Origin of the sequence: Tenacibaculum sp. 1B UA (genome assembly GCF_033978845.1) — a bacterium.
Classification (GTDB): domain Bacteria; phylum Bacteroidota; class Bacteroidia; order Flavobacteriales; family Flavobacteriaceae; genus Polaribacter.
In genome coordinates, this window is the sequence record NZ_JAKVUA010000009.1 from 73,131 (window position 1) to 95,710 (window position 22,580).

The following is a 22,580-nucleotide window of genomic DNA, read 5'->3' on the forward strand; positions in this document are numbered from 1 at the left end:
ATTTTTATGAGTTTTCTTCGTTTGTATTTTCCTTTTCTGATTGTATGTTTCCTATACTAGATTGGTTTAGTATAATTCTTCCATCTAATGCTTCGTCTTCTGCATTACAATCGGTTAATCTTCCTACAGGGTAAATCGTATTTAATTGCTGCATTGCTTGTATTAAGTTTGGTAACTCATTATTCTCTGTCGGTTGTTCCTGTTCAAGGTTTGTTTTTACAAACAAGTACTTTTTATATGCGTTTTCGAATTGTAACAAATCGTTTTCTTCATCTGCTACAGTTCCTTTTCGTTCTCCTACCCAACAAATTCTCGGTAAAATGTGTGATGGGAGTTCTTGCCTAATCACATCTTCCATATAACGTCTAAAATCTGGGTTTGAAAAACGATAGGTATATCCTGGTAAAACGATACTTACTCTGTAAGAATAAGGATCAATCGTTCCACAATCTTCACAGTCTTTAGCACAAATAGATAAGAAATTTGTTGCTTCATTATTGGTAACATCTGGACGCAATAGCATGTGTTCTACTAAAAACATTCCTTCTTCTGTAAAATCTTTTTTCAGAAAAGAAATTGTGTTTAACAATGCTTCCTTTAAATCATTGATATCAGTATAGTATTTGTATTGTTTTGCAATGATGTAATCGGTACTGCTCTCTGGTTTTTCTGGATTTATAACATCAAAAGAATACTTTACTGGAATAGAAGGTTTTGATGGTGTAGATTCATGAATTCTTATAAACCCTACTTGCATATTATTTGTAATACCCTCTTCAAAAGCTTCCTCTATATCTTTTTCCTTGGTTTGCACAATTTGTAATACTGCAAAGTATAATTCTTCAATAGCAAAAACTTTTTTAGTATAGTTTTCAGTTGCTGATAGTAATATATTTCCATTAGTATCTTTTAACCTCCATCTGTATGTATTACTACCTTCTGTTACTTCATAAATATCTACACTGGTTTCCGTTAAATGTCTTCTTTTTTCATTGGTAATTCCCATTAAACGTGCTATCCGTTTTTGAAATCCAGATACATTATTCGTATCCCATAGATTTTCTTGGGTTTGTTTATAGTAGTTAAAAGCAAGTCCTCTTTCACTACTAATTACTTTATAGTCTTTTAAAAAGGCTTCTTTGTTCGATAGTACAATTTCATCGGTTGCCGTTCCATACAACGCTTTCATAATAAACGTGTATTCTCCAAATCGTTCTGCAAAACGCGCCAATAAATGATCTAAAACGGAATTTCTACGTTCTACATTATTATCAAACTGATTGAATAATAGCTTTGTTAATTCATCATCGTTTGATTCTGGATATTCACTTACAAGCTCATCAAAATCTTTAATATCTTTTACTGCTTGCGTAAAAAATGTTCGAGTTTCTTCTCCGCTAACAGACAATAATGTTTTTACTTCTGATAAGTGTTTGAAATAGGTTGCTAAGATTTGATCGAAAAATGTTAAATACGCCTTTAGTTGTTTCGCTTTTGCTTTTCTTTCATTGGTTACGTGTATTGCTAGCCCTTCTTGACCAATTCCGTAGGTATCAGGAAAATCGTTCTGAATAGTAGTGTACTCTCCAGCTCCTATTGAACTGCCTTTGGGTAGTGATAAAACTTTCTCTTCGGCTGTGATTTGTTGTAAAGCAACTTCATCTTCTTTTAATTGTTTAAGATACTCATCTACTCTATCATAATTTAAGTTCAGTGGGAGAAATCCTTTGCTAAAATTAAACGTACTTTTTTCACACAATACTGGTTTTTTATCTGGATCGATACAAACTACCCATTTATTTTCTTGAACGATGTTTTCGTCACAAAATCCTACAGAAATGTCTTTAATTAACTTAACTCCTTCTACATTCATTATGATTTTCATCACATCTGAAAGACGTACTTCCTTTCTTAGCTCTGCTTTTTTAAGCTCTTCAATATCTATAAATCCGCTTTCCAACACTGGTCCATCAAATACCTCATCGGTAGTATACCCTCTATTTAGCATTTGTTGAATTGAATAGAATTTTAATGACGGTGATAAGTAGTTTTCTATTTCAAATAAAATATTAGCATACACCCATTCTTCATCGGCTTCTGGCACAACATCAACATTTGCACAAACGGCAATAAGCTGCGTATCTACTTCGTTTACCTCTATTAAATCTTCACATAAATTTCTATTCTTGTGATATGTTTTTTTAATATGTAGAAGCACTTGCTCTTTTGTATAGCCCTCTTCTAAATCAACTAACAGTGAATACAGCCCCTTTAACTTAAAATCTTTTTGAAACTCTGGTAGAATCTCTTCAAACTTTTGATACCCTAATTTGTTATTCTTACAATCAACAAACACTTGTTTATCATAAATTCGCAACCAACAGTTTTTTACTCCTTCTAAATCAATAAACAGTTTTCTATAATCTAATTCATTGACTGGTTTCGTTGGAAAAATTTCTGATGCTTTATAAAACTGTGCTTGTAGTGATAAATTTGGATCTTTAGATGCTAATAAATCTTCTAGTGGTGTATTAATACGCATCCCTAAATCGGTAATAGCGTAACACAACATTTCTAAAATAGTTACTCCAGGATCGTGCGAATTGAAGTCAGTCCATAACTTACCTCCGAATGTTTCTAAATAAGAAATTCCTTCTTTTCTTAAAAAAGAAAAATCTAAGTCATCTTTGGTAGATATATTCTTAGGAATATTGATATGTTCGTTTATAGCTGACATGTTTGTTCTATGGTTTTTTTAGTTCCTTTACAGGTAGTTAATACAGTACTTACATTATGCTTTTTGGCAGATACTAATATTGATTTTGGATCACTTGGTTCTATTTTGTACACCTTGGCATCACCATTCATGGTTACATTTTGTAAATAATCTACATAGGGTAGTTTTTCTAGATAATCGATTAAAACACTTTTATGTAACATGATTCCGAAAGTTACTTCTTTGGTTTCGTCAAACGCCCAAGGTGATAGGAATTTCGTAATGTCAGTTTTTAGTTGTTCGGTATAGAAATTCTCATCATATCCATCATAAAAACTTACTTCTAAACCTATACTTACTTCTTCGTAATTAGGATTGATAATTTCTGCATTTACATGTAGTGTATTTAATGAGTTGATATACTGTGTTACACTGTTTAAAGTGGCTTTACTTACTCGTGGTTGATACATATCAAACACATTCTTATTAACAGTATCTGGAACAACTACGAGTGTTACATGACCCGCTGCTGTAAAACTTGTTTCTGAAGTATGGTTTAAGCATTTTACTTTATAAATTTCTGGGAATTCTTGGAGAATTAAATGCTCATAATCCCACAAAGTTATCGCTCTGTTTTTATGACGTAAGCGTTCACTTATTCTTCTGTAAAAATTATCGTCTGATTCTTCTGGGCTTCCTCCAAATGCGTTATAAGGCTGTGAAACTGATTTTATTTGCGGAATGCGTGTCACCATTTTTTTAATGGTCTCACTAGGTAACCCATTTTTTAGGTGACTTACTTCATTATCGTTATTCTTGAAAGTAGTTAATACTGCTTGAGCATGAATTCCATTTGCTTTACAGACTGCTTCAAATGATTTACTCATTTGTGCTTTTATCCAAGTATAACCTGATGGCAATAACGTGTTATTTGAAGTAGCTTCTTTAGGTATTGAAAACGTAACAATTCCTGATTTTAAGAAGTTGTCTGTATTATTAGAAATGATATTATTTTCTAACGTTTTCCACTTATTATTACATAATATCGACCAATTTATCTTTTCGTTTTCTCCAAAGCTTTCTACTAGTGGATTTTCACTTCCTTCTAATACTTGAATTAATAATGAAAGATTTTGTTGAGGTGCTAAGTTTTCAATTCCTAAAAATAAATGACCTCCTATACAGTATTTTGGTACTAGTGTGGTTTGAATAACATCTTTATCAAAAATATCTACAATTCCTTTTTCTTCTTGTAAATACTTTTTTTCTGCGTAATTTTCTTCATGCTGACCAAAAGGATGTTCATGAAAAAGTTGAATACGATTTCCTTCCATGCTTATTCCTTCCATCACGATGGTTTCTTCTGCTGAATAATTCACAGAAATTGACTCAACCAAAGGAGTGTAAGGCTCATTAGGAAAAATAATATCTTTATCATCTGCACTTACTGCTAATGCATACAATTTAGAATATAATTCGTGTAAAAAAGATTGCTCTAAACTAAGTTGTAAAGCTTCTGCTTTTTCTATTTCATAAGCATTTGCAGTATTTTTCACTTCAAAATCTGACATATAGCTTACTTCATCAGTCTCTTCATCTACCTCTTTTATAAAGAGATTTTTTATTTCCCCTACTGTTTCATTGGCTTCTCCCGCGGCGTGTAATAATCGTTTTTCTACTTTAAAATGCGTTTCATTATTCACCAATAAGGCTCTTTCATCTATCTCTTTTTTGAGTACCTCAATATATTTATTGATTGATGAATAGTTTGGTGATGTTACATATGCTTGATACCATTCTTTAAAGTCTTCTGGGGTATTTTTCCAATGTAGGTTTATCGTGAAATTTTTCCATTTTTTTGAAAAAGCTTCGTCATAACTCACACTAAAATTCGATCCTTTAATAGGACGTGTTGTAAAAGGGTGAAATGTTTTTTTAGTTCTTACAACTCCATTGTCATTTTCAACAGTTGCTGACTTTACTCCTTTAACATCTGTTTTTATGGTTACTCTTTCAAGTGTATTTCCTGCTAAAAACCTGTAAAAATCATACCCCACAGTAGTTGAAACATCAAATTCAAAACGCACTAACGGATGTGAAGTGTTATATTTTGTTAGTAAAAACTCTTCGTTATATCCTACTAATGCACCTGAATCAAGCCCTAATGTAAATTTGAAACTTATTTGATTCGTAGTAACTAACGCTCCATCATTTACATTGTTAACAGCAACCAATGTTGGTTCAATCCACTTTTCTTTTCCACTTCCAAAAATTTGAACAGTTTGAAGTAGTTCGTTTACATCAAAAGAGTTTTCCTCAAAATTGTTTTTAAACTTAATCGTAACTATTACTGTTCTATCCCCTTCTTGCAATAATAACATTGGTGAGGCAATTGAAAAACCTACTACCGCATCTGGTAATTCAGTAGCATTTTTTTTACTTGCAGGATATCCGAAGGGGTACCAATACGGCGCATCTTCAGGAAGTGGTTCTTCAAAACCATCTTTTGTGTTAGCTACCTCGCTCGCTTTTATCTTTTGTAAACCTTCTGAATTGTTATTGTAAATCGTTTTTATAGCACCTACTGAGGCTTTGTTTACTATTAGTTCTTCTGTTGTTTCATAAACCAACGGATTTCCTAAAGGATCTTTTTTGGCATCTAATAAAGTGCCTTCTTCTATTCGTTCATCCGTTATTTTTTTAGCTAGTTCAAAAATTATGTGCGCTTGATCTGAAACAGGTTCTCGCTTTTGAACTCGTAATATTTCTTTGTAATAAAAATCTAAATGACGTTTGGTTAAATTATTAAATCGTTCTTTTGAAAATTCTAATAACTCTAAGAAGCAAACAAACAAGGTTAAATGCGGACTCAACTTTCCTTCCTCCGTATATCCATTAAGAGTTGAGCTAATGTTTTCTTTTAATTTTTGATATTCTCTAGTTCCTCTAAAAGGAATAGTTGATGTGGTTAGTTTTTTAAAAAAATGTTGCCAATCTCCTGAAGCTTTTTCGTGATTTTCTGTAGGAAAATAATTTAGCTTTTTGGCAAAACTATAGGCAAACAAAATCCAATCTTCTATAGTAAAATCGTGAAGTTCGAAATTATCAGGATCTAATGCGTCAATATAACGCAGCTCTTGTCCTGTTCCGTTTCGTTGTAATATGCTAGAAATGATTTTACTCATGGTGTGTCTTAATTTATATCGGTTCCTTCTCCTTTATAGAAAGGGAAAACAACATTCGTTCTACTATTGGTAGCTCTAACTCTGTATTCTATTTTTATCACTAACATTCCTTCTAAAGGATCAGTTTCTGAAACATCAATATGAATCACATCGATTCTTGGCTCGTGATATAAAATTGCTGTTTCTATTAATTCTTTAGCGTAAGTAATTAGGGTTCTATCCAATTTTTCAAAAAGAAGTTCTTGTAAATTACAACCATAATTAGGCAGCATTACGCGTTCTCCTAATCTGGTAGTTAACAATATTTCTAAGCTACTTTTAATGTCTTCTTCTTCAGAAATCATGACAACTTCGCTTAGATCTTTTGAAAACTCTGGTGGAAAATCCCAACCTATTCCTAAAAATGCTTTTTTATTTTCCATTGTTACCCTATTAAAACTGTTGCTTCTCCTAGTACAATAGTTCCTCCATGTGAAGTACTATCTCCCATTCTTGCTGCTGGCATTCCGCCGATTAATACTGTTCCTGAACCAGCTACTATACTATCTGGTGGTCCTGTACAAGTTGCCATATCACCCACTCTTGCTGCGGGTAAACCTCCAATTAATACCGTAGGTTCTCCCGCTGGTAAAATTGGCCCTCCAACGTGAGGAACCGTTCCTGTTACCATTGGACATACATGCATATCTGTTATTCTTGCTGCTGGGTTTCCCATTTTTTTAATTTATTTGGACTAATGAACCTTTTAAAACAGCTATAGCACTTGTTGAAACTTCCGCTCCAGCACTACCCTCTGCTTTAAATTCTGCATTGGCTGCTATACTCACATTTGTCCCTTCAATATTTACATCTCCTGATGCTTTTAATGAAATATCTCCTGCACTTTCCATTGATATTCCGTCACCGTTTATAGTTATTACATTAGAGTTATCATCTTCAATTGTTATGGCTCCTTCATCTTCATCAAGTGAAATAATTTTCCCTGCAGGTGTTTCAATCGTGATTATTTTTTTATCATCATCAAACAACACTTTCATCTCACTTCTTGTAATGATTCCTTTTTCATGATTGTCGTCTGTTGCTGTAATCGGTGAAGGTTTTGCGCTACTATGCAACATGCCTAAAACAATAGCATCATTAGGATCATCATTGATAAACCCTACAATCACCTCATCACCTATTTCTGGACGAAAGAAAATACCTCTACTATCTCCTGCATCGGGTGAAGCTACTCTACACCAAATACCTTCTTCTTCGTTATTTACTATGGGAATTTGCACTAGAATCCTGTCTTCTCCGTCAGGATCTTCTTCTAATTGAGAAACAATTCCTACTTGTAAACCTTGAATGGCTGGCAATAATCCTGAAGCTGGTTTTGCTGAGATTTCAAAGGTTTCAGAAAACCACTCTGTTGATAAGCCAAATTGTGCATTGGCTACCCAATTTCCTTCTGAAATAACATGTTGAACTCCTGTTACATATACATTTCCGTTAAATCGGTCTCCTACACCTTCTAGTTTTAAAATGGTGTTTGGTTTCACTGATGGGATTCCTTGAAATTTTACACGTCCTCTTACTTTTGCTAATTGCTGAAATAACCATTTAGCATCTGCCCAATCTTGTAATTCAGTATCCGTAACAACACCTCCGTGTCGTAACTCCATACTTTCTAAGCCTATGGTTTTGTTTAAGTCTGAAACCGATAAGTTTCCGTTTAAACTTACATTTGGGTCTTTTCCTTCAATTTCGACTACTTCTTGGTCGGCATGATTCCAACTATAAGCTGCTACTTTTTTAACTTGATGACGTGCATCTATTTCTGCATCAAAGTCTAATAAGGAACCTCCGAAGGTTACAGTTTCAATTTCTGATTGACTCATATTGGGTTTGGCTATGGTAATCGTTCCATCATCTACAAAACACAATTTCCCATTTGCTTGGGCTCTTGAAACCACAAAATCCCAATCTGACGCATTGTATTGTACTAATTCTGCATGATTATAATTGGTAGCTTCTACATCTTTAGATAAGCTATAATTCCCTATAATTTCTTCAAAAATGTCGCTATCGGTACTTTCGTAGAAATACTTACTTTTTCTACCTACCGTCATTTTTACCGCTTCATCTTTGCACTCAACTATTAGTTGTGCTGAGTTTGCTCTAATTCTTAGATTATGCTTGATAACAATTCCTTTAAATATGGTTTCTTCATCTGAATGATATCCTGCAGTAATCTCAATTTCTTTCCCAGGAATTAACAACTCTTCGTTACTTAACTTAAAATCTCTTTGAGAAGCATCTCCATCTAGTAAAACTAACTGAGCTGTAGGTATTTTATTTACTTCCTTAGCTACAGTAATACTTTTTACCTCGTATTGTTTTGAGAGCTCTTCTCCTTCAATTAAGATCTTAAAAGTGACTAAATCGGCACTTTTTGAAGTCTGTATGGTTCCTGTATTATTCATTTATGCGAATTTTTGTAAGGGTGGAAAAAAAATTTCTTGTCCTGGTTGTAATTTTCTAAACTGCATTATTTTATTAACCCGAGCTACTTCTAAATAATACTTTGAGTCACCATAAATACGATGACACATTAGCGGTAAAGTATCTCCCGATTTTACTTTACGATAGTGTGTTAAGTCTGGCGATTGGTTGTTTTCTCTTGCTACTCGTAAATCATCATCAACAGTTCCTTTTACTTTTAATTTTGCATTGGCACGTAAAGGTGTTCCGTCTGGTGCGAACAATCTATATTCAATAGAAAGATCAACTAAAGAACCTTTGAAAAGTAACGCTCCCCATTTAATCATTAAGTAATAAGGCTTGTGTTCTTCTCCACTATAATCGAATACGATTTTTTTAAAGGCTTCTATTTTATCAATAATCCCATCTTTTAAATCTGGATTACCATCTATGACTCCACTACTGTCAAATAATAAATCTAAGTCTAGTTCTTGTGGAGCGATTCTCGTAAAACTCGGTTGTGTTGCACTTGTACCTTGCCCTTGTTCTTCATCATACTCAGGTTTATAGGCAATCAAATACTTTTCTGGGTTTACTAATGTTGTAAACTCTCCATCTGCAACCTCATCGGTAAAACCTATATCCTTGTACGCTTTTATGACTAGTTTTTTTAACTCTCCTTGACTCATTATCGTTGTTTTTGTCTTTCCAAAATGTCCATTACTTCTTCAACACAGGCTGTAACAATAGCTGCAGTATTTCCATTTTTTGATCCACTCGTTTTTCCTTGTGATACTGATTTTTCATCCACATTAATCTTAATATGTAACTCTTTGATAGTAATAGGCATTTTATACTATTTTAAAATAATTGTAGCTTAATTCAAGTGTTTCAATAACTAGTTTGCTTTCTTCAGCATTAAAATCACCTACATTCCATTTTACAGGGTATGCATGTTTTACATTCCAAGTTTGTATGGTTTGCTCATCTTCACCCAATAACATTACATTGATATTTACAGGTTGTATTTCGAAGTTTCCTAGAGCGTCTTTACACCACTTAATCACTTCCGAATCGACAAGCATTCCTCTTTTTAATACTAAGTTTGGATATTTAGAACGTACAGGTATTGTATGCTTGAACCTATTTTCTCCTCCTTCGGTTATTTCTTCAGTTTCAAGGTCTACTGAAAGACCTGAAACTGATTGAAATGAATTGTCTCCTTGTGAAGTTGAAATATCTTCAAACTCTACTTTAAAACTAAAACCTACTGGCGGATGATAGTTCATTACGATGACATTTTTAATTTCTCAATAGCCCACTCAGCAGTTTCGATAGCTATTTCATTACCATCAGCTTTTAAATCTGTAGGTTGTACTTTAGTGATGTATGCATTCTGAGCTTCCCATACTACTGCTGGGTCTCCATTTTCATCTAATAACTTAATAGTTAAATCTCCTCTAAACTGCTCTCCTCCTTCTTGGAAATAAACCGTTTTAGCCCATTGCTTATAAAATTGCTTGCTTTCATCTACAAAGGTTCCTCGTTTCATAGTAATATTACTATACTCGAACAACCCAGGTTGTTTTGATTTGTGGTATTCTTTATCTGCTCCTCCACGATACTCTATTACTTTATTATCGAAACTTAACCCTGATACTTCTGTACAATTAAATTTCGTGTCTCCAAAGGTTACCTCAAAGGAAAACTTTGGCATTGGATATGACTCTGCCATGACTCTTTATTTTTTTATTTATAATTTTTGGTTAGTTAATTTACTTATGCTTCTTGCATTTTGTGAGAGAATTTAAGGATGATAAATTCAGCTGGACGTACTACTGCCATACCAATTTCTATTATCATATTCCCTTCTAAAACATCTTGAGCTGTCATAGTTTCTCCTAAACCAACACTTACATAAAACGCTTTTTCTGGTGTAGGCCCTGCAAGTGCTCCAGCTCTCCATTGTTGTGTTAAGAAGTTATCAATCATTGCTTTTACACGTACCCAAGTGTTTTTATCATTAGGTTCAAAAACAAATTGTTCTGAGGCTTTTTTAATTGACTCTTCTGCCATGTTGAAAAAACGTCTTACTGATACATATCTCCACTCGTTATCATTTCCTGCAAGGGTTCTTGCTCCCCAAACTAAGTTTCCTTTTCCAACGAATGATCTAATAGCATTAACAGATTTACCTGCTTTGGTATCTACATTTAAATCTTTTTGTGCATCGTGTGATATATTAACAGATGGAGCATACACATAATTTAACCCAACATTCGCCGGTGCTTTCCATACTCCTCTATCTGAGTCTACTTTAGCATAAATCCCTGCCATTGTTGCACTTGGTGCTAGTTTAACAGGTAACAATCCTATTTCTGATTTTATTTTGTTATACAACGCGTTGTTATCAACTTTTAAATCAGCCAATGAGGGTAATGTCGTAACACCTCCTAAACCATCTATTGCTCCTTTTAAAGCAAATAACTCATTTGTTGTTGTTTGATCTTCCAAACTTGTATAAATTCCATTATTAGTCATATCTACCTCATCAGTAATACCTAATAAATCAAAAACATTTGTCGCATTAGAAGTTAAGCTTCCTATTAATTTTCCTTCTGTATCATCTTGTTGTAGTTTAAATATTTTACCGTGTAAGTCGGCTAGAATAGCTTCTAGATTACTGTCCATCCAAGTTGTCATACTTGTACTTGGTGCTGTTAAAGAGGCTTCTCCTGAGTCTTCCGCTTCAGAAACCAAGTCATTAATTGATGTAGTAATGTCTTCTAAATAGCTAATAATGTTCTTAACGCTAGAAATTGCATCATTTTTAAACGTTAATGCTACTTCATTACCTGCCCCATCAATAGCATTTTTTGTATCAACCAATACAGTCAATAACCCATCTAGTTCTGTTAAATTTATTCCATCGATTACATTATCCGCTTGTACTGACAAGCTTTCTTCTAATCCTTGGATATCAATACTATCTTCATCGTAAGAAAAATCTAAAATTGTATTTAAATACGGAAAATATGCTGCTCCATATTTTAAATAATCTTTTCCTAAAGATAGTTTACTTCTAAGAGCTTCTACCGGATCTACATCCCCTCCTCCATCATCATATTCTTTATCTGAATAGGTGTCAATAATTGCAAAACGGTCTTGTAGTTTATTACACTGAGTAAGCGCTAATGAATATAAACTATAAAAGTCTGCGTCTGATGTTAGTGAAGTTGCATCAGAAAACACAAGCAAGGTTACTTCGTCTATATATTCTATTGCTTCTAAACCTTCTTTTAACCCTTTAAATCCATTATTCCCTACCTCTTCAAGAAGTACGGGATTTGTATTATTATTGGTTCTTGCTGAAGTATAAGTTCCTACTGAAGTTACATAACATGGTCCTCCTCCATTTGCAAAGTACATTTGCATATTATAATACATTTTAAAAGGAGATGGATTGCTTGGTTGTGTTACTAAAACTTCTTCGTTTGCTTGATTAGCATTTGTTACATTAACTCCAATCGTTGTTTCTTTTTCAGAAAACCCAAAATATGTTTCATATTCCAACATTGAAGTAATTCTCTTAGGTTCTAACAATAAATCATTATCCTCTTTCTTTTTAGCTTTCTCGGTATAACCAATAAAAACTGGAATTGCTGTTTCTACTTGAGCTACCGAAGGCGGAAACTTTACAATTTCCTCTACGTAGACTCCTGGTGTTTTGTACGCTGACATAATTACTTGTTTTAAATTTTAATTTTTGTTTATATAAATACTTCCGAATAATAATCTTGCGACTCTTTCTTAATACTTTCTGGAGTAGGATTAGGGAAATAATAATCGTCTTGTGGTTGTGGTGAGACATCTTGTTTGTCTATCTCTACACGTCCATTAAGTGTCAAAGGTTTTTCTTCTGACGTAGTCATTACGAGGTTTTCACTTCTTTTTGTGTAACGCCAAAAAGTGTTTCTGTTTTCAATACAAATAGCAAACTGAGGAAACTCCTCTAATAAACATTGTTTTGGTACATCAAACAATTGTGTTTGCTCATTCTTAACTAGTACTTCTTCTGTTAGGTTTGTGTTGTTATCTCCTGATATCTGGATTTGAACAACACCTATTACCCCGCTATTTTTAATTCTTCTCACAAAAGAATTGATAGTATCTATCACCTTTTCTTCTTCTTTAGTTAAAGGAATAGCGTTTGTTATTTTAGACTCTATAATATCTAATTTAGAAGCATCAGTGTTTGCTATAGTTACTAAGTTCGGCGTAGTTGTATCAAACTCTTTCTCACTTTCTATTTGATGTAATAGCTTTCTTGTTTCACTATCTGAAATCAAAAATGAGCTCCATTTTTTCACCTCTGAGATTGTTTCAAATAAATTGATAGCTGAGGAGCTTTTGTTTGATAAATAATATAACTGCTGCTCTTTTTTTTCAATTATGTTAGAATAGTTTTCAAAATAAGGATGGTGTACTTTTAAGTAAAAAGTTAACGTTAGCGAATCAGATAATGTGATTATTGGACTATATCTTTTTACCTCTTGGTTTCCTTCTTCTGCAATTACTTCTAAAGTTTCTGATACTATTCGAATTCCTTTTTTATGGTTTCTAAGTAATAGTCTATGGTTTTTTAAACTTTTTTCAGTCTCTTTTGTAGGTTGAATTGATAAAAATTTGCTAATATTATATTGTTCTTCTATACGTTTTTTTTCTTCATCTGTAAGGGGTATTATCCCATTATTTCCTCCATTTAACTCGAAAAAAGTTCGTTCTCCTTCATTTAGAAAGTATGCATGGTATATATTGATATTGAACAATGTTTTATACATAACCTTTTAATTTTTAATTATTGATTGTTGTTCAATACCAGAGACTACAGTACCTTCTTTAGTTACAATATCTCTTTCTATTTCTAGTAATGTTATTTTATAAAGTACAGATGGATATTGTTTACCTCCTAAGGTTCCCCATATGTAGTTCAACTCCTCAAACGAAGGGGTATATAATTGTGTAATAAACTTAAAGGTCTTTAAGTCCCCTAGTCCATCTATCTCTTCAAAATTGGTGTTTTGATGTGTGAATACTTTTTTTCCTTGAAAAAAGGCTAATATTTTTGTTAAACTCTTTAACGATTCAGCATAACTAGATTTATCTACACTGAATAAAACATAAAGATTTAAATATACTTTTGGGTTTCTATAACTAACTGAAGTTCCTTCTACACGATTATTGGAAGTATTTTTTAACGCAAATTCTTCTTGTGTATTAATTAAAGTTAATGAAATATCTGGAGTATTACCTGGTGAATTCCCATCTCCTTCAGCCATAGCTATATTTGATAAGTCTACGGCTTTTTCGTCGAAATAGGTGTTTAATTCCTCGGTAATGATTTGTAATATTTCAAAAATCATTTGATAGTAAGTTTGGTTAGTTTTTGCTTGTAGATTGAAGGGTTAGCAATCAGACATTGTAAAATTAACCTCTCTTACGAAGAGTAACCGCAATGAAAAACTCTTTTATAAAAGTAGTTTCTCCTAAAAAAAATTAAATAGAATTACAGGTAGTAAAAAGGGGGAAATCACCCTTACTTTTTTAAATAGGAAGTTTTAAATTTAACGAAAACCAAACAAAAGCCTCTTTACGCACAGTATGTAAAGAGTTTTTTTTATTAAAGAGCTTATACTTGTTTATTTAGTTTTTCTTCTTCTATCAATTTTTATTGAGTTAACTCCCTAAACAAACTTTCTAAGTTTTTGTTTTCTGCGTTTAATCCAAGAATTTTCAAACCGTTTTCTTGTGCGAAATCAAAAATTACCGGACGCATATCTTCTGAAGTATTAAAGGTTAATATCCAGTTATTTTCTAAGGTGTTTTTATAAGATGCTATGTTAGGTAGGCGTTTGATAAATTGCTCTTCTAGTTTATAATCAAACGTTACTTTGATTACTTGCTCATTATCCGTTTTAAGTTCTGAAATAGGTTTATTGACTACTATCTCACCTTTGTTTATAATTATAACTCGATCACACATTGCTTCTACTTCTTGCATAATGTGTGTTGACAACAACACTGTTTTATCTTTTCCTAGTTCTTTTATTAATTGGCGTATTTCAACTAATTGATTTGGGTCTAATCCTGTTGTTGGTTCATCTAGAATTAAGACTTCAGGATTGTGTAAAATAGCAGCTGCTAATCCTACACGTTGACGGTATCCTTTTGATAGTTGATTGATTTTTTTATGTGCCTCAATCGTTAGTCCTACTTTTTCAATGATTTCATTTATCTTAGACTTTTTTGTCTTATGTAAAGATCCTTGAAACTGTAAATATTCTCGCACATACATATCTAAATACAACGGATTATGTTCTGGTAAATAGCCTATGTTTTTTTGCGCTTCAATAGGGTTTGAGATTACATCAATTCCACTTACCAACACAGCTCCTTCTGAAGGTTGAATAAACCCCGTTAAGATTTTCATTGTTGTAGATTTCCCTGCTCCATTTGGACCTAAAAAACCTACTATTTCTCCTTTTTGTGCTGAAAAAGAAATATTATTAACTGCTTTTTGTGTTCCGTATGTTTTTGTTATTGAAGTAAGTTCTATTGACATTTCGGTCTTTCTAAGTATAATGATGAGATTCTGAAATAAATTCAGAATGACAATAATTAATGTTTCTCATAAGAAACGAAACTATAGTCGTATTTATTTTTCTCGTCTGCTTTAAAATCTTCTCGAGCTACTTCTTTCCATATAGTTTTATCAATTTCAGGAAAAAAAGCGTCTGCTTCAAACTCGTGATGTAAAACAGTAATATCTAGCCTATCAACTAAGTTTTGCTCCAAGGCTTCCTTATAAATTTGTGCTCCCCCAATGATAAATGCATCCTTTTCTTCAGTTAACTCAATGGCCTGCTCAATACTATTAGCTATTAAGCATCCGTTTACAAAGTAGTTATTATTTCGGGTAATAATTATTGATGTACGGTTAGGTAAAGGTTTACCAATACTTTCAAAGGTATTACGTCCCATTAAAATAGCATGTCCTGTAGTAACTTTTTTAAAACGTTTTAAGTCGGCTGGTAAATTCCAAATTAAGTCATTATCTTTCCCTAAAGCATTATTTTTTGCAATTGCAGCTATGAGTGTAATCATAAATTTAGTTTGTGTGGCTTACATATTTTTCACCCATTCTTTAATATATCCTGTAAGATCCCTTTTTTCTGTAGTAGCTTCTTCAAAAGTTTCATTTCTCATATTGTCAACCAACGTATGAATTGCTCTTAATACATTTTCATCATTAATTTCAGCTATTTTATCGTAGAGATCTTCTTTTAAAACATCAACGTCTGTATTCATTTTATAATTTTTTAGGTGGTTTCTTACAAAGCTACTAAACAATATGTATAAAATAAAGTTAAATTATACTGCTACAACTCCTTTTATGTGCGGATGAGGGTCGTACCCAACTAATTCGAAATCTTCAAAAGTAAAATCTTCAATATTTTTTATTGCTGAATTAATTTTCATCTTCGGAAGAGGTCTAGGTTCACGTGATAATTGTAACTCTAACTGATCCATGTGATTATTATAAATATGTGCATCACCAAATGTATGAACAAACTCTCCTGCTTCGTAACCACAAACTTGTGCTACCATCATAGTGAATAACGCATACGATGCTATATTAAAAGGAACTCCTAAAAATATATCTGCACTACGTTGATACAATTGGCATGAAAGTTTTCCTTCTGCTACATAAAACTGAAAAAATGCGTGACATGGAGGAAGCGCTGCTTTTCCATTCGCTACATTTTCTGCAAATGATTTTGAAGTATCTGGTAAAACTGAAGGGTTCCATGCAGACACTAACATTCTACGGCTATTTGGGTTGCTTTTTAAGGTTTCAATTACTTCTTTCAACTGATCTATCTCGTCACTATTCCAGTTACGCCATTGATGTCCATATACCGGACCTAAATCACCATTATCATCAGCCCATTCATTCCAAATACGCACACCATTTTCTTGCAAATACCTAACATTAGTATCACCCTTTATAAACCATAATAATTCATATATAATTGATTTTAGGTGTAACTTCTTAGTTGTTACCATAGGAAACCCTTCATTTAAATCAAATCGCATTTGATACCCAAAAACACTTTTTGTTCCTGTTCCTGTTCTATCTCCTTTTTCGTTTCCGTTATCTAAAACATGCTTTACTAAATCATGATACTGCTTCATCCTTCTGCTTTTAACCGTTAAAATTGTTGGATTGTTTAACAACGTAAAAATAAAAAAGCATCTACAAAAAATATAAATGCTTTTAAAATTATATTAATAAGTTATCAACTGTTTTCTAATTTTTCTCAACCAATAATCTATCACAAACTACTTTACTTAGCACTTCTTCTTTTTTGTCTTTATAAGCAAGAGTCATGGTTCCATCAAAAGACTCTACCAAAAGTACCTCAATTATTGTTTCTAACGATAAACCTTTACTATTTAAAAAACGTAAAAAATCAGCAGAGGAGTTAGCAACAGCTTTCAACCTTACTACATCTCCTCCTTTATATTCACTTAATTTATAGTAGGTTTTAGCCGGTATTTTTCCATTAACATCAGGAATTGGTGAACCATGTGGATCAAAAGAAGGATATCCTAATATTTCATCCATCTTTTTAAAAAAGATAGGAGAATCAACATGTTCTATCTGTTCAGCAATATCATGCACTTCTTCCCACCCAAAACTCATAACTTCTACCAAAAACATTTCTGTTAAACGATGTTTTCTAATAACAGTAACAGCTTTATTCTGTCCTAAAACTGTTAAACGAATGGGTTTATATTTTTCATAGCTTACTAATTTTTTTCCTGCCAACTTTTTCATCATACTCGTTACTGTTGGCATTTTTATATCCAATTGTTTAGAAAGTTCATTTACACTTACTTCTCTTTTCTCGTTAGAGAGGTAAAATAACGCTTTAAGATAATTTTCTTCTACTAATGAATCCATGCAGCAAATATAGCAATTAAACTATTTTTCTTGATAAACTGAAAATTAAACACAAAATAAATTTGTTAGATCAATCTAACTTTTTAATTTTGCAAGCAAAACAACGAAATGTTATCGGTTATGAATTATGCTATAAAACTATTAGAAAAGAACAAAAAGCACTTAGAACGGCATATTAAAAAAACGGGGTTAATACGTACAAACATGGATAAGGCAACACAAGAACTGCATAAAATAACATCACTCAAAAAAGCAATTAAATTTTTAAAACATAAAAGTAAAAACCAATGAAAATATCACTAAAACTTCCAGATTTACCTTACAACAAAAACGCTTTTAACTCTATTCTTTCTGAAGAAACTTTTGAGTATCATTACGGAAAACATCATGCTGCTTATGTTAACAATCTTAAAGATTTAATAAAAGACACCTCTTTTCAAAACTCTAACATTGAAACAATAATTCTACAAGGATATAAAGAAAATAACTTCCCGTTGTTTAATAACGCTGCTCAACACTGGAATCATACATTTTTCTGGAATTCGTTATCCCCAAATGGTGGAGCATTGCCTTATGGTAAAATTGCAGAACTTATTATAAGAGATTTTGGTAGTTTCGAACATTTCAAAGAACAGTTTTCTACTACAGCTGCCAAACTTTTTGGTTGTGGCTGGACATGGTTAGCGCAAAATAAAGAGGGTAAATTGGAAATTATTCCTATGAAAGAGGCTCATACTCCTTTGACTAAAGACAAAAAACCGATACTAACGCTTGATGTATGGGAGCATGCGTATTATATAGATTATCGAAATGCTCGTCCAAAATTTATAGAAGCTTTTTGGGAAATCATAAACTGGGATTTTGCCAATAAAAATTTAAAATAACATGAGTGATTTTTGCATAAACAACGTAGAAAACCATTGGAAAACACTAACTAATTTAGCGAATGATTTTTTCAATAAGAAGAATTATAAACTAGCCCTGAACAACTATAAAAATGCATTATACAGAGCAGAAGTACTAAACAATCACCTTCAAGAGTGCATACGTCTAAAAATTCCTTTTATTCAAGTATATATTATTTCATGCAACAACTTAGCAAATACTTATAAAGAGCTAGAACAAATGGAAGAAGCCGAAAACATATTGAAACGTACTGTTCATTACTTATTACATTTGACTAGAAATAAAAAACTTAATAAAAACGAAATACAAACAGAGCTCAAAAGAGCTAGCCTCAATTATATTAATTTTACTGAACAAATAAGTAATAATAAATCCAAACAAGTTTATTTATACAAGCAAATAAAAGAACATTTTAGCGACAATGATTAACCCAAAAGCATTACAAAAACAAAAAGCATCTACTCTTTTGTAGATGCTTTTTTAAAATTATATTAATAAGTTATCAACTATACTTATGCCCAAACACAAGTTCCGTTACTTTGGCAGTAACCGTAGTCACAAAACTCTTGACCGTTTGCAAACCTAGTACAACACAAACGTGGTCCTTTACAGTAGGTATAACGACCTCCATTAATTTCGTTTTGCTCGTTTTTTGATAAAAGTTTAATTCCGTTTAAATTTTTTAATTTTTTCATTATAGATTATAATTTCGAGGGTTAATATTGATATAAATATATCAAAAAAAGTGAACAAACAAAACTATAAATCTAAAAAACAAGTAATTAACAAAATATTTATCTCTGTAAAATATGCTAACCTATTATCATTCCTGCAATGGTTGCCGACATCAACGAAGCAATCGTCCCACCAATTAAAGCCTTCATACCAAATTCAGATAAATTTTTACGTTGTCCTGGAGCTAATGAACCAATTCCTCCAATTTGAATTCCAATAGAAGCAAAATTTGCAAAACCACACAACATATAAGTAGCCATAATTACTGACTTACTATAAGTTAAGTGTGTAGCACTTGCTACATCCTTTAATTCTGCTAATTGAATATACCCTACAAACTCACTCGCAGCTAATTTAATACCTAATAACTGCCCCATCAATGCCATATCTTCTTTAGCTACTCCAATTAACCACATTAAGGGCGCAAAAGCATATCCTAAAATAAATTCTAATGATAATGACTCATAAGGTGTTGCCTCTGCAATTAATTCATTTAAAGAAGTAAACTTCCAACTGAAGTATTCAATTCCATCAAAACCTCCTAAGCTTCCTAAAACACCATTTATCATGGCTATGAATGCAATAAACACTAATAACATTGCTGCTACATTCATTGCCAACTGTAAACCTTCTGTTGTTCCATTGGCTATAGCGTCCAAAATATTTGAACCTATTTTTTCTGATGAAACTTGTACATCTGTGTTTACTTCTTCGGTTTGTGGGTATAATATTTTTGAAATTATAATTGCTCCTGGCGCTGCCATTACTGACGCTGCTAACAAGTGTTTTGCATATAGTAAACGTAACACTTCATCATCCCCTCCTAAAAATCCAATATAAGCCGCTAAAACTGCTCCTGCTACAGTAGCCATTCCTCCTATCATTACTAATAGAATTTCAGAACGGTTCATTTTTTCTAAATACGCCTTAATTAACAAAGGTGCTTCTGTTTGACCTAAGAAAATATTTCCTGCTACTGATAAACTCTCAGCTCCAGAAATTTTTAAAAATTTAGACAGTAACCAAGCCAACCCTTTTACTATTTTTTGAATTAGCCCTAGGTAAAACAATACTGACGTTAGTGCTGAGAAAAATATAATTGTAGGTAATACTTGAAATGCAAAAATGAATCCAAATGAGTCCATATCTGCTACTAAACCACTGAATAAAAACTCACTTCCCGCTCTTGTAAAATCTAATACACTTACAAATAAACCTCCTACTAATTCAAACGTTTTTTGCACAAAAGGGACTTTTAAAACTCCAATAGCTATTAATAATTGAAAAGCCAATCCTAATCCTACCGTTTTCCAATCAATACCTCTTCGGTTTGCACTAAATAAAAAAGCAATAATTAGCAACGTTACCATTCCTAAAGTTCCTCTCCATAAACTTTGTATTGAGAAACCTTGACTTGGAATTATCTCACTTTTACTTTCTGCTACTTTCTCAGAGTCTTTTGCTAAAGCTACTTTTGGTTCTGTTGTAAAGTTATAAAGTATATTTTTTTCTGAGAGTGTTAGTACTTCATTTGTTAACTCAACCACATTGTAATAACGAACTGTATCGTTAGGTTGTTTGTAGTTAAAAATTAATAAGTTGTTTTGATGAATATAGTTTCCTGAAGCTTGTAAACTATCTTTTTCTACTAATGAGTATGTAAAGTTCCCTTCTGATAAAGTAAAAACGTCTGTAGGATCTATAGAAACAATAGAATCTCCTTCTGTTGTTGTAATTGATGAAAAATTCCACTTTTTTTCAATGCTTTGGCTAAAAGTTATCATCGTAACGCAAAGCATTATGAAGGTAAATAGTTTCTTCATTTTTAATATTTTAAATTAAGAACGTTTGCTGATTTCATCACGAATTCTAGCTGCCAACTCGTAGTTTTCATTGGCTACAGCATCGTTAAGTTGTTCGTGTAATTCTTTAAGTGATAAGTGTGAGTAGCTCCCTTCTCCTTCCTCTATTGAAAACTCGATTTCGTCTTCATCTGATTCTAAGTCTTCTTCAATTGTTAGTTCTTCATCTAATTTTAGATAAATACCTGCCTTATCTAAAATATTTTCATAGGTAAAAATTGGAGCTTCAAATCGAACTGCTAACGCTATTGCATCTGACGTTCTAGTATCAATAACCTCTTCTACTCCTTCTCTTTCACAAATTAAACTTGAATAAAATACACCATCAACTAATTTGTGTATAATTACTTGCTTAACAGTGATGGAGAATCGATCTGAAAACGTTTTAAATAAATCGTGAGTAAGTGGTCTTGGCGGACGAATTTCTTTTTCCAATGCTATTGCTATTGATTGTGCTTCAAATGCTCCTATGATTATAGGAAGTGTTCTGGTCCCTTCCATTTCACTCAGCACTAAAGCATATGCCCCACTTTGCGTTTGGCTATACGAAATTCCTTTTATAGTTAGTTTAATTAAACTCATGTACAATCAATCATCATAAAATACAAAAAACTGTCTAAATTTAGGCCTTTTGCTTAAAATTTTAGACAGCCTTCTAAGGTGGGCACAATTTACTAAAAATTATGAGTTGAGCTCTAATTTCTAGAAAAAGAATAAATTACCACTATTTTATGCTTGTTTAAAAGCTTTTAATTTTTCTACTAACTGAGGTACAACTTCAAAAGCATCCCCTACAATACCATAATCAGCAGCCTTAAAGAAAGGTGCTTCAGGATCTGTATTGATTACTACTTTTACTTTTGAAGCATTAATTCCTGCTAAATGCTGAATTGCTCCAGAAATACCTATAGCAATATATAAGTTAGAAGCTACTGGTTTACCTGTTTGACCAACGTGCTCACTGTGAGGACGCCATCCTAAATCAGATACTGGCTTAGAACATGCTGTTGCTGCACCTAAAACATCAGCTAATTCTTCAATCATCCCCCAGTTTTCAGGTCCTTTTAAACCTCTTCCTGCAGAAACTACGATGTCAGCATCAGCAATAGTAACTTTACCTGTTGCTCTATTAATATTTTCAGATTTTACTCCTAATTCAGGTAATGTAGCATCAAAACCTTCAGCAGAACCACTTACTGCATTTTCATGTGCTCCGTAAGAATTTTTAGCAACACCTATTACTTTTTTATCTGTTGAAACTTCAGTGTTGTTAAATCCTTTATTTGAGAATGCTTTTCTCTTAACAACAAAAGGACTTGTACTGCTTGGTAACGCTACAGCATTTGAAGCATATCCTGCCTCTAAAGCAACTGCTACTAATGGTGCTAATGTTAGTCCATCAACACTAGAATCAATAATTACTGTAGTTGCTCCTTTTGCTTCTGCTACTTGTTTAATAATTGAAGCATACCCTTTAGCATTAAAAGAAGTTAAACCATTTTTTACTTCTACTACTTTTTCTGCTCCGTAAGTATATAATTCAGATGCATCTCCTCCATTAATAGTTAATACTACTAAATCATTTCCTAATTGCTCTGCTACTTTCTTTCCGTATGAGACAACCTCAAAAGCTGTTTTTTTGAATTTTCCTTCCGATGAATTGGCAAAAACTAATACAGACATAT

The 22,580-nt window shown here is 32.5% G+C and carries 23 protein-coding genes; 2 read left to right on the forward strand and 21 right to left on the reverse strand.

Going from position 1 to position 22,580, the window contains the following annotated elements; translation table 11 throughout:
- Window positions 1-4 precede the first annotated feature (4 nt).
- The 17 genes from MK851_RS08740 to MK851_RS08820 form a co-directional block, all read right to left on the reverse strand.
- Window positions 5-2,737: a hypothetical protein gene (locus MK851_RS08740; protein WP_320243204.1), complete on the reverse strand. Its 2,733-nt coding sequence runs from the start codon at window positions 2,735-2,737 to the stop codon at window positions 5-7.
- Window positions 2,725-5,901 carry a baseplate J/gp47 family protein gene (locus MK851_RS08745; RefSeq protein ID WP_320243206.1) on the reverse strand — a complete coding sequence of 1,059 codons (3,177 nt, stop codon included), beginning with the start codon at window positions 5,899-5,901 and terminating at the stop codon, window positions 2,725-2,727. The genes MK851_RS08740 and MK851_RS08745 overlap by 13 nt, the downstream gene beginning before the upstream one ends.
- An 8-nt stretch (window positions 5,902-5,909) precedes the next feature.
- Window positions 5,910-6,323, reverse strand: coding sequence for a GPW/gp25 family protein (locus MK851_RS08750; RefSeq protein ID WP_115901851.1), 414 nt, complete (start codon window positions 6,321-6,323; stop codon window positions 5,910-5,912).
- Between the two features lie 2 nt (window positions 6,324-6,325).
- On the reverse strand, window positions 6,326-6,616 hold the full coding sequence (locus MK851_RS08755; RefSeq protein WP_099215617.1) for a PAAR domain-containing protein: 291 nt from the start codon (window positions 6,614-6,616) through the stop codon (window positions 6,326-6,328).
- Window positions 6,617-6,620: 4 nt separating this feature from the next.
- The gene (gene vgrG / locus MK851_RS08760) at window positions 6,621-8,366 is read right to left on the reverse strand and encodes a type VI secretion system tip protein VgrG (protein ID WP_320243212.1); all 1,746 of its coding nucleotides are present in this window, start codon (window positions 8,364-8,366) and stop codon (window positions 6,621-6,623) included.
- Window positions 8,367-9,053 carry a LysM peptidoglycan-binding domain-containing protein gene (locus MK851_RS08765; RefSeq protein WP_320243214.1) on the reverse strand — a complete coding sequence of 229 codons (687 nt, stop codon included), beginning with the start codon at window positions 9,051-9,053 and terminating at the stop codon, window positions 8,367-8,369.
- Entirely contained in the window at window positions 9,053-9,214 is a 162-nt protein-coding gene (locus MK851_RS08770) for a DUF5908 family protein (protein ID WP_303507737.1), read from the reverse strand. Before MK851_RS08770 ends, MK851_RS08765 begins: the two co-directional genes overlap by 1 nt.
- A gap of 1 nt (window position 9,215) precedes the next feature.
- On the reverse strand, window positions 9,216-9,653 hold the full coding sequence (locus MK851_RS08775; RefSeq protein WP_115901847.1) for a phage tail protein: 438 nt from the start codon (window positions 9,651-9,653) through the stop codon (window positions 9,216-9,218).
- A complete protein-coding gene (locus MK851_RS08780) occupies window positions 9,653-10,099 on the reverse strand; it encodes a phage tail protein (RefSeq protein WP_115901846.1) in 447 nt (148 codons plus the stop codon). Before MK851_RS08780 ends, MK851_RS08775 begins: the two co-directional genes overlap by 1 nt.
- A 44-nt stretch (window positions 10,100-10,143) precedes the next feature.
- Window positions 10,144-12,105: a phage tail sheath family protein gene (locus tag MK851_RS08785; protein WP_320243217.1), complete on the reverse strand. Its 1,962-nt coding sequence runs from the start codon at window positions 12,103-12,105 to the stop codon at window positions 10,144-10,146.
- Between the two features lie 29 nt (window positions 12,106-12,134).
- Entirely contained in the window at window positions 12,135-13,205 is a 1,071-nt protein-coding gene (locus MK851_RS08790; RefSeq protein WP_320243219.1) for a hypothetical protein, read from the reverse strand.
- A gap of 6 nt (window positions 13,206-13,211) precedes the next feature.
- On the reverse strand, window positions 13,212-13,787 hold the full coding sequence (locus MK851_RS08795; RefSeq protein ID WP_303507750.1) for a DUF4255 domain-containing protein: 576 nt from the start codon (window positions 13,785-13,787) through the stop codon (window positions 13,212-13,214).
- A 305-nt stretch (window positions 13,788-14,092) separates the two neighbouring features.
- Window positions 14,093-14,986: a gliding motility-associated ABC transporter ATP-binding subunit GldA gene (gene gldA / locus MK851_RS08800; protein WP_320243222.1), complete on the reverse strand. Its 894-nt coding sequence runs from the start codon at window positions 14,984-14,986 to the stop codon at window positions 14,093-14,095.
- A 56-nt stretch (window positions 14,987-15,042) separates the two neighbouring features.
- Complete coding sequence (locus MK851_RS08805; RefSeq protein ID WP_320243224.1) at window positions 15,043-15,528, reverse strand: dihydrofolate reductase; 486 nt, start codon at window positions 15,526-15,528, stop codon at window positions 15,043-15,045.
- Window positions 15,529-15,546: 18 nt separating this feature from the next.
- Complete coding sequence (locus MK851_RS08810) at window positions 15,547-15,732, reverse strand: hypothetical protein (protein WP_115901840.1); 186 nt, start codon at window positions 15,730-15,732, stop codon at window positions 15,547-15,549.
- Between the two features lie 63 nt (window positions 15,733-15,795).
- The gene (locus tag MK851_RS08815) at window positions 15,796-16,620 is read right to left on the reverse strand and encodes a thymidylate synthase (protein ID WP_320243227.1); all 825 of its coding nucleotides are present in this window, start codon (window positions 16,618-16,620) and stop codon (window positions 15,796-15,798) included.
- 115 nt (window positions 16,621-16,735) lie between these two features.
- The gene (locus MK851_RS08820; RefSeq protein WP_320243229.1) at window positions 16,736-17,392 is read right to left on the reverse strand and encodes a metal-dependent transcriptional regulator; all 657 of its coding nucleotides are present in this window, start codon (window positions 17,390-17,392) and stop codon (window positions 16,736-16,738) included.
- 293 nt (window positions 17,393-17,685) lie between these two features.
- On the opposite strand from MK851_RS08820, the gene MK851_RS08825 reads away from it, so the two are divergent.
- On the forward strand, window positions 17,686-18,276 hold the full coding sequence (locus MK851_RS08825; RefSeq protein WP_413788387.1) for a superoxide dismutase: 591 nt from the start codon (window positions 17,686-17,688) through the stop codon (window positions 18,274-18,276).
- Window position 18,277: 1 nt separating this feature from the next.
- Window positions 18,278-18,727 carry a tetratricopeptide repeat protein gene (locus tag MK851_RS08830; RefSeq protein WP_303507764.1) on the forward strand — a complete coding sequence of 150 codons (450 nt, stop codon included), beginning with the start codon at window positions 18,278-18,280 and terminating at the stop codon, window positions 18,725-18,727.
- Between the two features lie 83 nt (window positions 18,728-18,810).
- Here MK851_RS08830 and MK851_RS08835 read toward each other — a convergent pair whose 3' ends face one another.
- The 4 genes from MK851_RS08835 to MK851_RS08850 all read right to left on the reverse strand — a co-directional run bounded on the left by MK851_RS08835 (window position 18,811) and on the right by MK851_RS08850 (window position 22,578).
- Window positions 18,811-18,993, reverse strand: a complete 183-nt coding sequence (locus MK851_RS08835) for a hypothetical protein (protein ID WP_320243234.1) — start codon at window positions 18,991-18,993, stop codon at window positions 18,811-18,813.
- A gap of 117 nt (window positions 18,994-19,110) precedes the next feature.
- A complete protein-coding gene (locus MK851_RS08840) occupies window positions 19,111-20,856 on the reverse strand; it encodes a NupC/NupG family nucleoside CNT transporter (RefSeq protein ID WP_320243236.1) in 1,746 nt (581 codons plus the stop codon).
- A gap of 15 nt (window positions 20,857-20,871) precedes the next feature.
- A complete protein-coding gene (locus MK851_RS08845) occupies window positions 20,872-21,477 on the reverse strand; it encodes a bifunctional nuclease family protein (protein WP_320243238.1) in 606 nt (201 codons plus the stop codon).
- Between the two features lie 147 nt (window positions 21,478-21,624).
- Complete coding sequence (locus MK851_RS08850; RefSeq protein WP_320243240.1) at window positions 21,625-22,578, reverse strand: electron transfer flavoprotein subunit alpha/FixB family protein; 954 nt, start codon at window positions 22,576-22,578, stop codon at window positions 21,625-21,627.
- Between the last annotated feature and the right edge of the window lie 2 nt (window positions 22,579-22,580).

Coding starts and splice junctions, on each gene's coding strand:
- MK851_RS08740 (WP_320243204.1), bottom strand. CDS start 2,737: ATGTCAGCTATAAACGAACATATCAATATTCCTAAGAATATATCTACC.
- MK851_RS08745 (WP_320243206.1), bottom strand. CDS start 5,901: ATGAGTAAAATCATTTCTAGCATATTACAACGAAACGGAACAGGACAA.
- MK851_RS08750 (WP_115901851.1), bottom strand. CDS start 6,323: ATGGAAAATAAAAAAGCATTTTTAGGAATAGGTTGGGATTTTCCACCA.
- MK851_RS08755 (WP_099215617.1), bottom strand. CDS start 6,616: ATGGGAAACCCAGCAGCAAGAATAACAGATATGCATGTATGTCCAATG.
- vgrG (WP_320243212.1), bottom strand. CDS start 8,366: ATGAATAATACAGGAACCATACAGACTTCAAAAAGTGCCGATTTAGTC.
- MK851_RS08765 (WP_320243214.1), bottom strand. CDS start 9,053: ATGAGTCAAGGAGAGTTAAAAAAACTAGTCATAAAAGCGTACAAGGAT.
- MK851_RS08770 (WP_303507737.1), bottom strand. CDS start 9,214: ATGCCTATTACTATCAAAGAGTTACATATTAAGATTAATGTGGATGAA.
- MK851_RS08775 (WP_115901847.1), bottom strand. CDS start 9,653: ATGAACTATCATCCGCCAGTAGGTTTTAGTTTTAAAGTAGAGTTTGAA.
- MK851_RS08780 (WP_115901846.1), bottom strand. CDS start 10,099: ATGGCAGAGTCATATCCAATGCCAAAGTTTTCCTTTGAGGTAACCTTT.
- MK851_RS08785 (WP_320243217.1), bottom strand. CDS start 12,105: ATGTCAGCGTACAAAACACCAGGAGTCTACGTAGAGGAAATTGTAAAG.
- MK851_RS08790 (WP_320243219.1), bottom strand. CDS start 13,205: ATGTATAAAACATTGTTCAATATCAATATATACCATGCATACTTTCTA.
- MK851_RS08795 (WP_303507750.1), bottom strand. CDS start 13,787: ATGATTTTTGAAATATTACAAATCATTACCGAGGAATTAAACACCTAT.
- gldA (WP_320243222.1), bottom strand. CDS start 14,986: ATGTCAATAGAACTTACTTCAATAACAAAAACATACGGAACACAAAAA.
- MK851_RS08805 (WP_320243224.1), bottom strand. CDS start 15,528: ATGATTACACTCATAGCTGCAATTGCAAAAAATAATGCTTTAGGGAAA.
- MK851_RS08810 (WP_115901840.1), bottom strand. CDS start 15,732: ATGAATACAGACGTTGATGTTTTAAAAGAAGATCTCTACGATAAAATA.
- MK851_RS08815 (WP_320243227.1), bottom strand. CDS start 16,620: ATGAAGCAGTATCATGATTTAGTAAAGCATGTTTTAGATAACGGAAAC.
- MK851_RS08820 (WP_320243229.1), bottom strand. CDS start 17,392: ATGGATTCATTAGTAGAAGAAAATTATCTTAAAGCGTTATTTTACCTC.
- MK851_RS08830 (WP_303507764.1), top strand. CDS start 18,278: ATGAGTGATTTTTGCATAAACAACGTAGAAAACCATTGGAAAACACTA.
- MK851_RS08835 (WP_320243234.1), bottom strand. CDS start 18,993: ATGAAAAAATTAAAAAATTTAAACGGAATTAAACTTTTATCAAAAAAC.
- MK851_RS08840 (WP_320243236.1), bottom strand. CDS start 20,856: ATGAAGAAACTATTTACCTTCATAATGCTTTGCGTTACGATGATAACT.
- MK851_RS08845 (WP_320243238.1), bottom strand. CDS start 21,477: ATGAGTTTAATTAAACTAACTATAAAAGGAATTTCGTATAGCCAAACG.
- MK851_RS08850 (WP_320243240.1), bottom strand. CDS start 22,578: ATGTCTGTATTAGTTTTTGCCAATTCATCGGAAGGAAAATTCAAAAAA.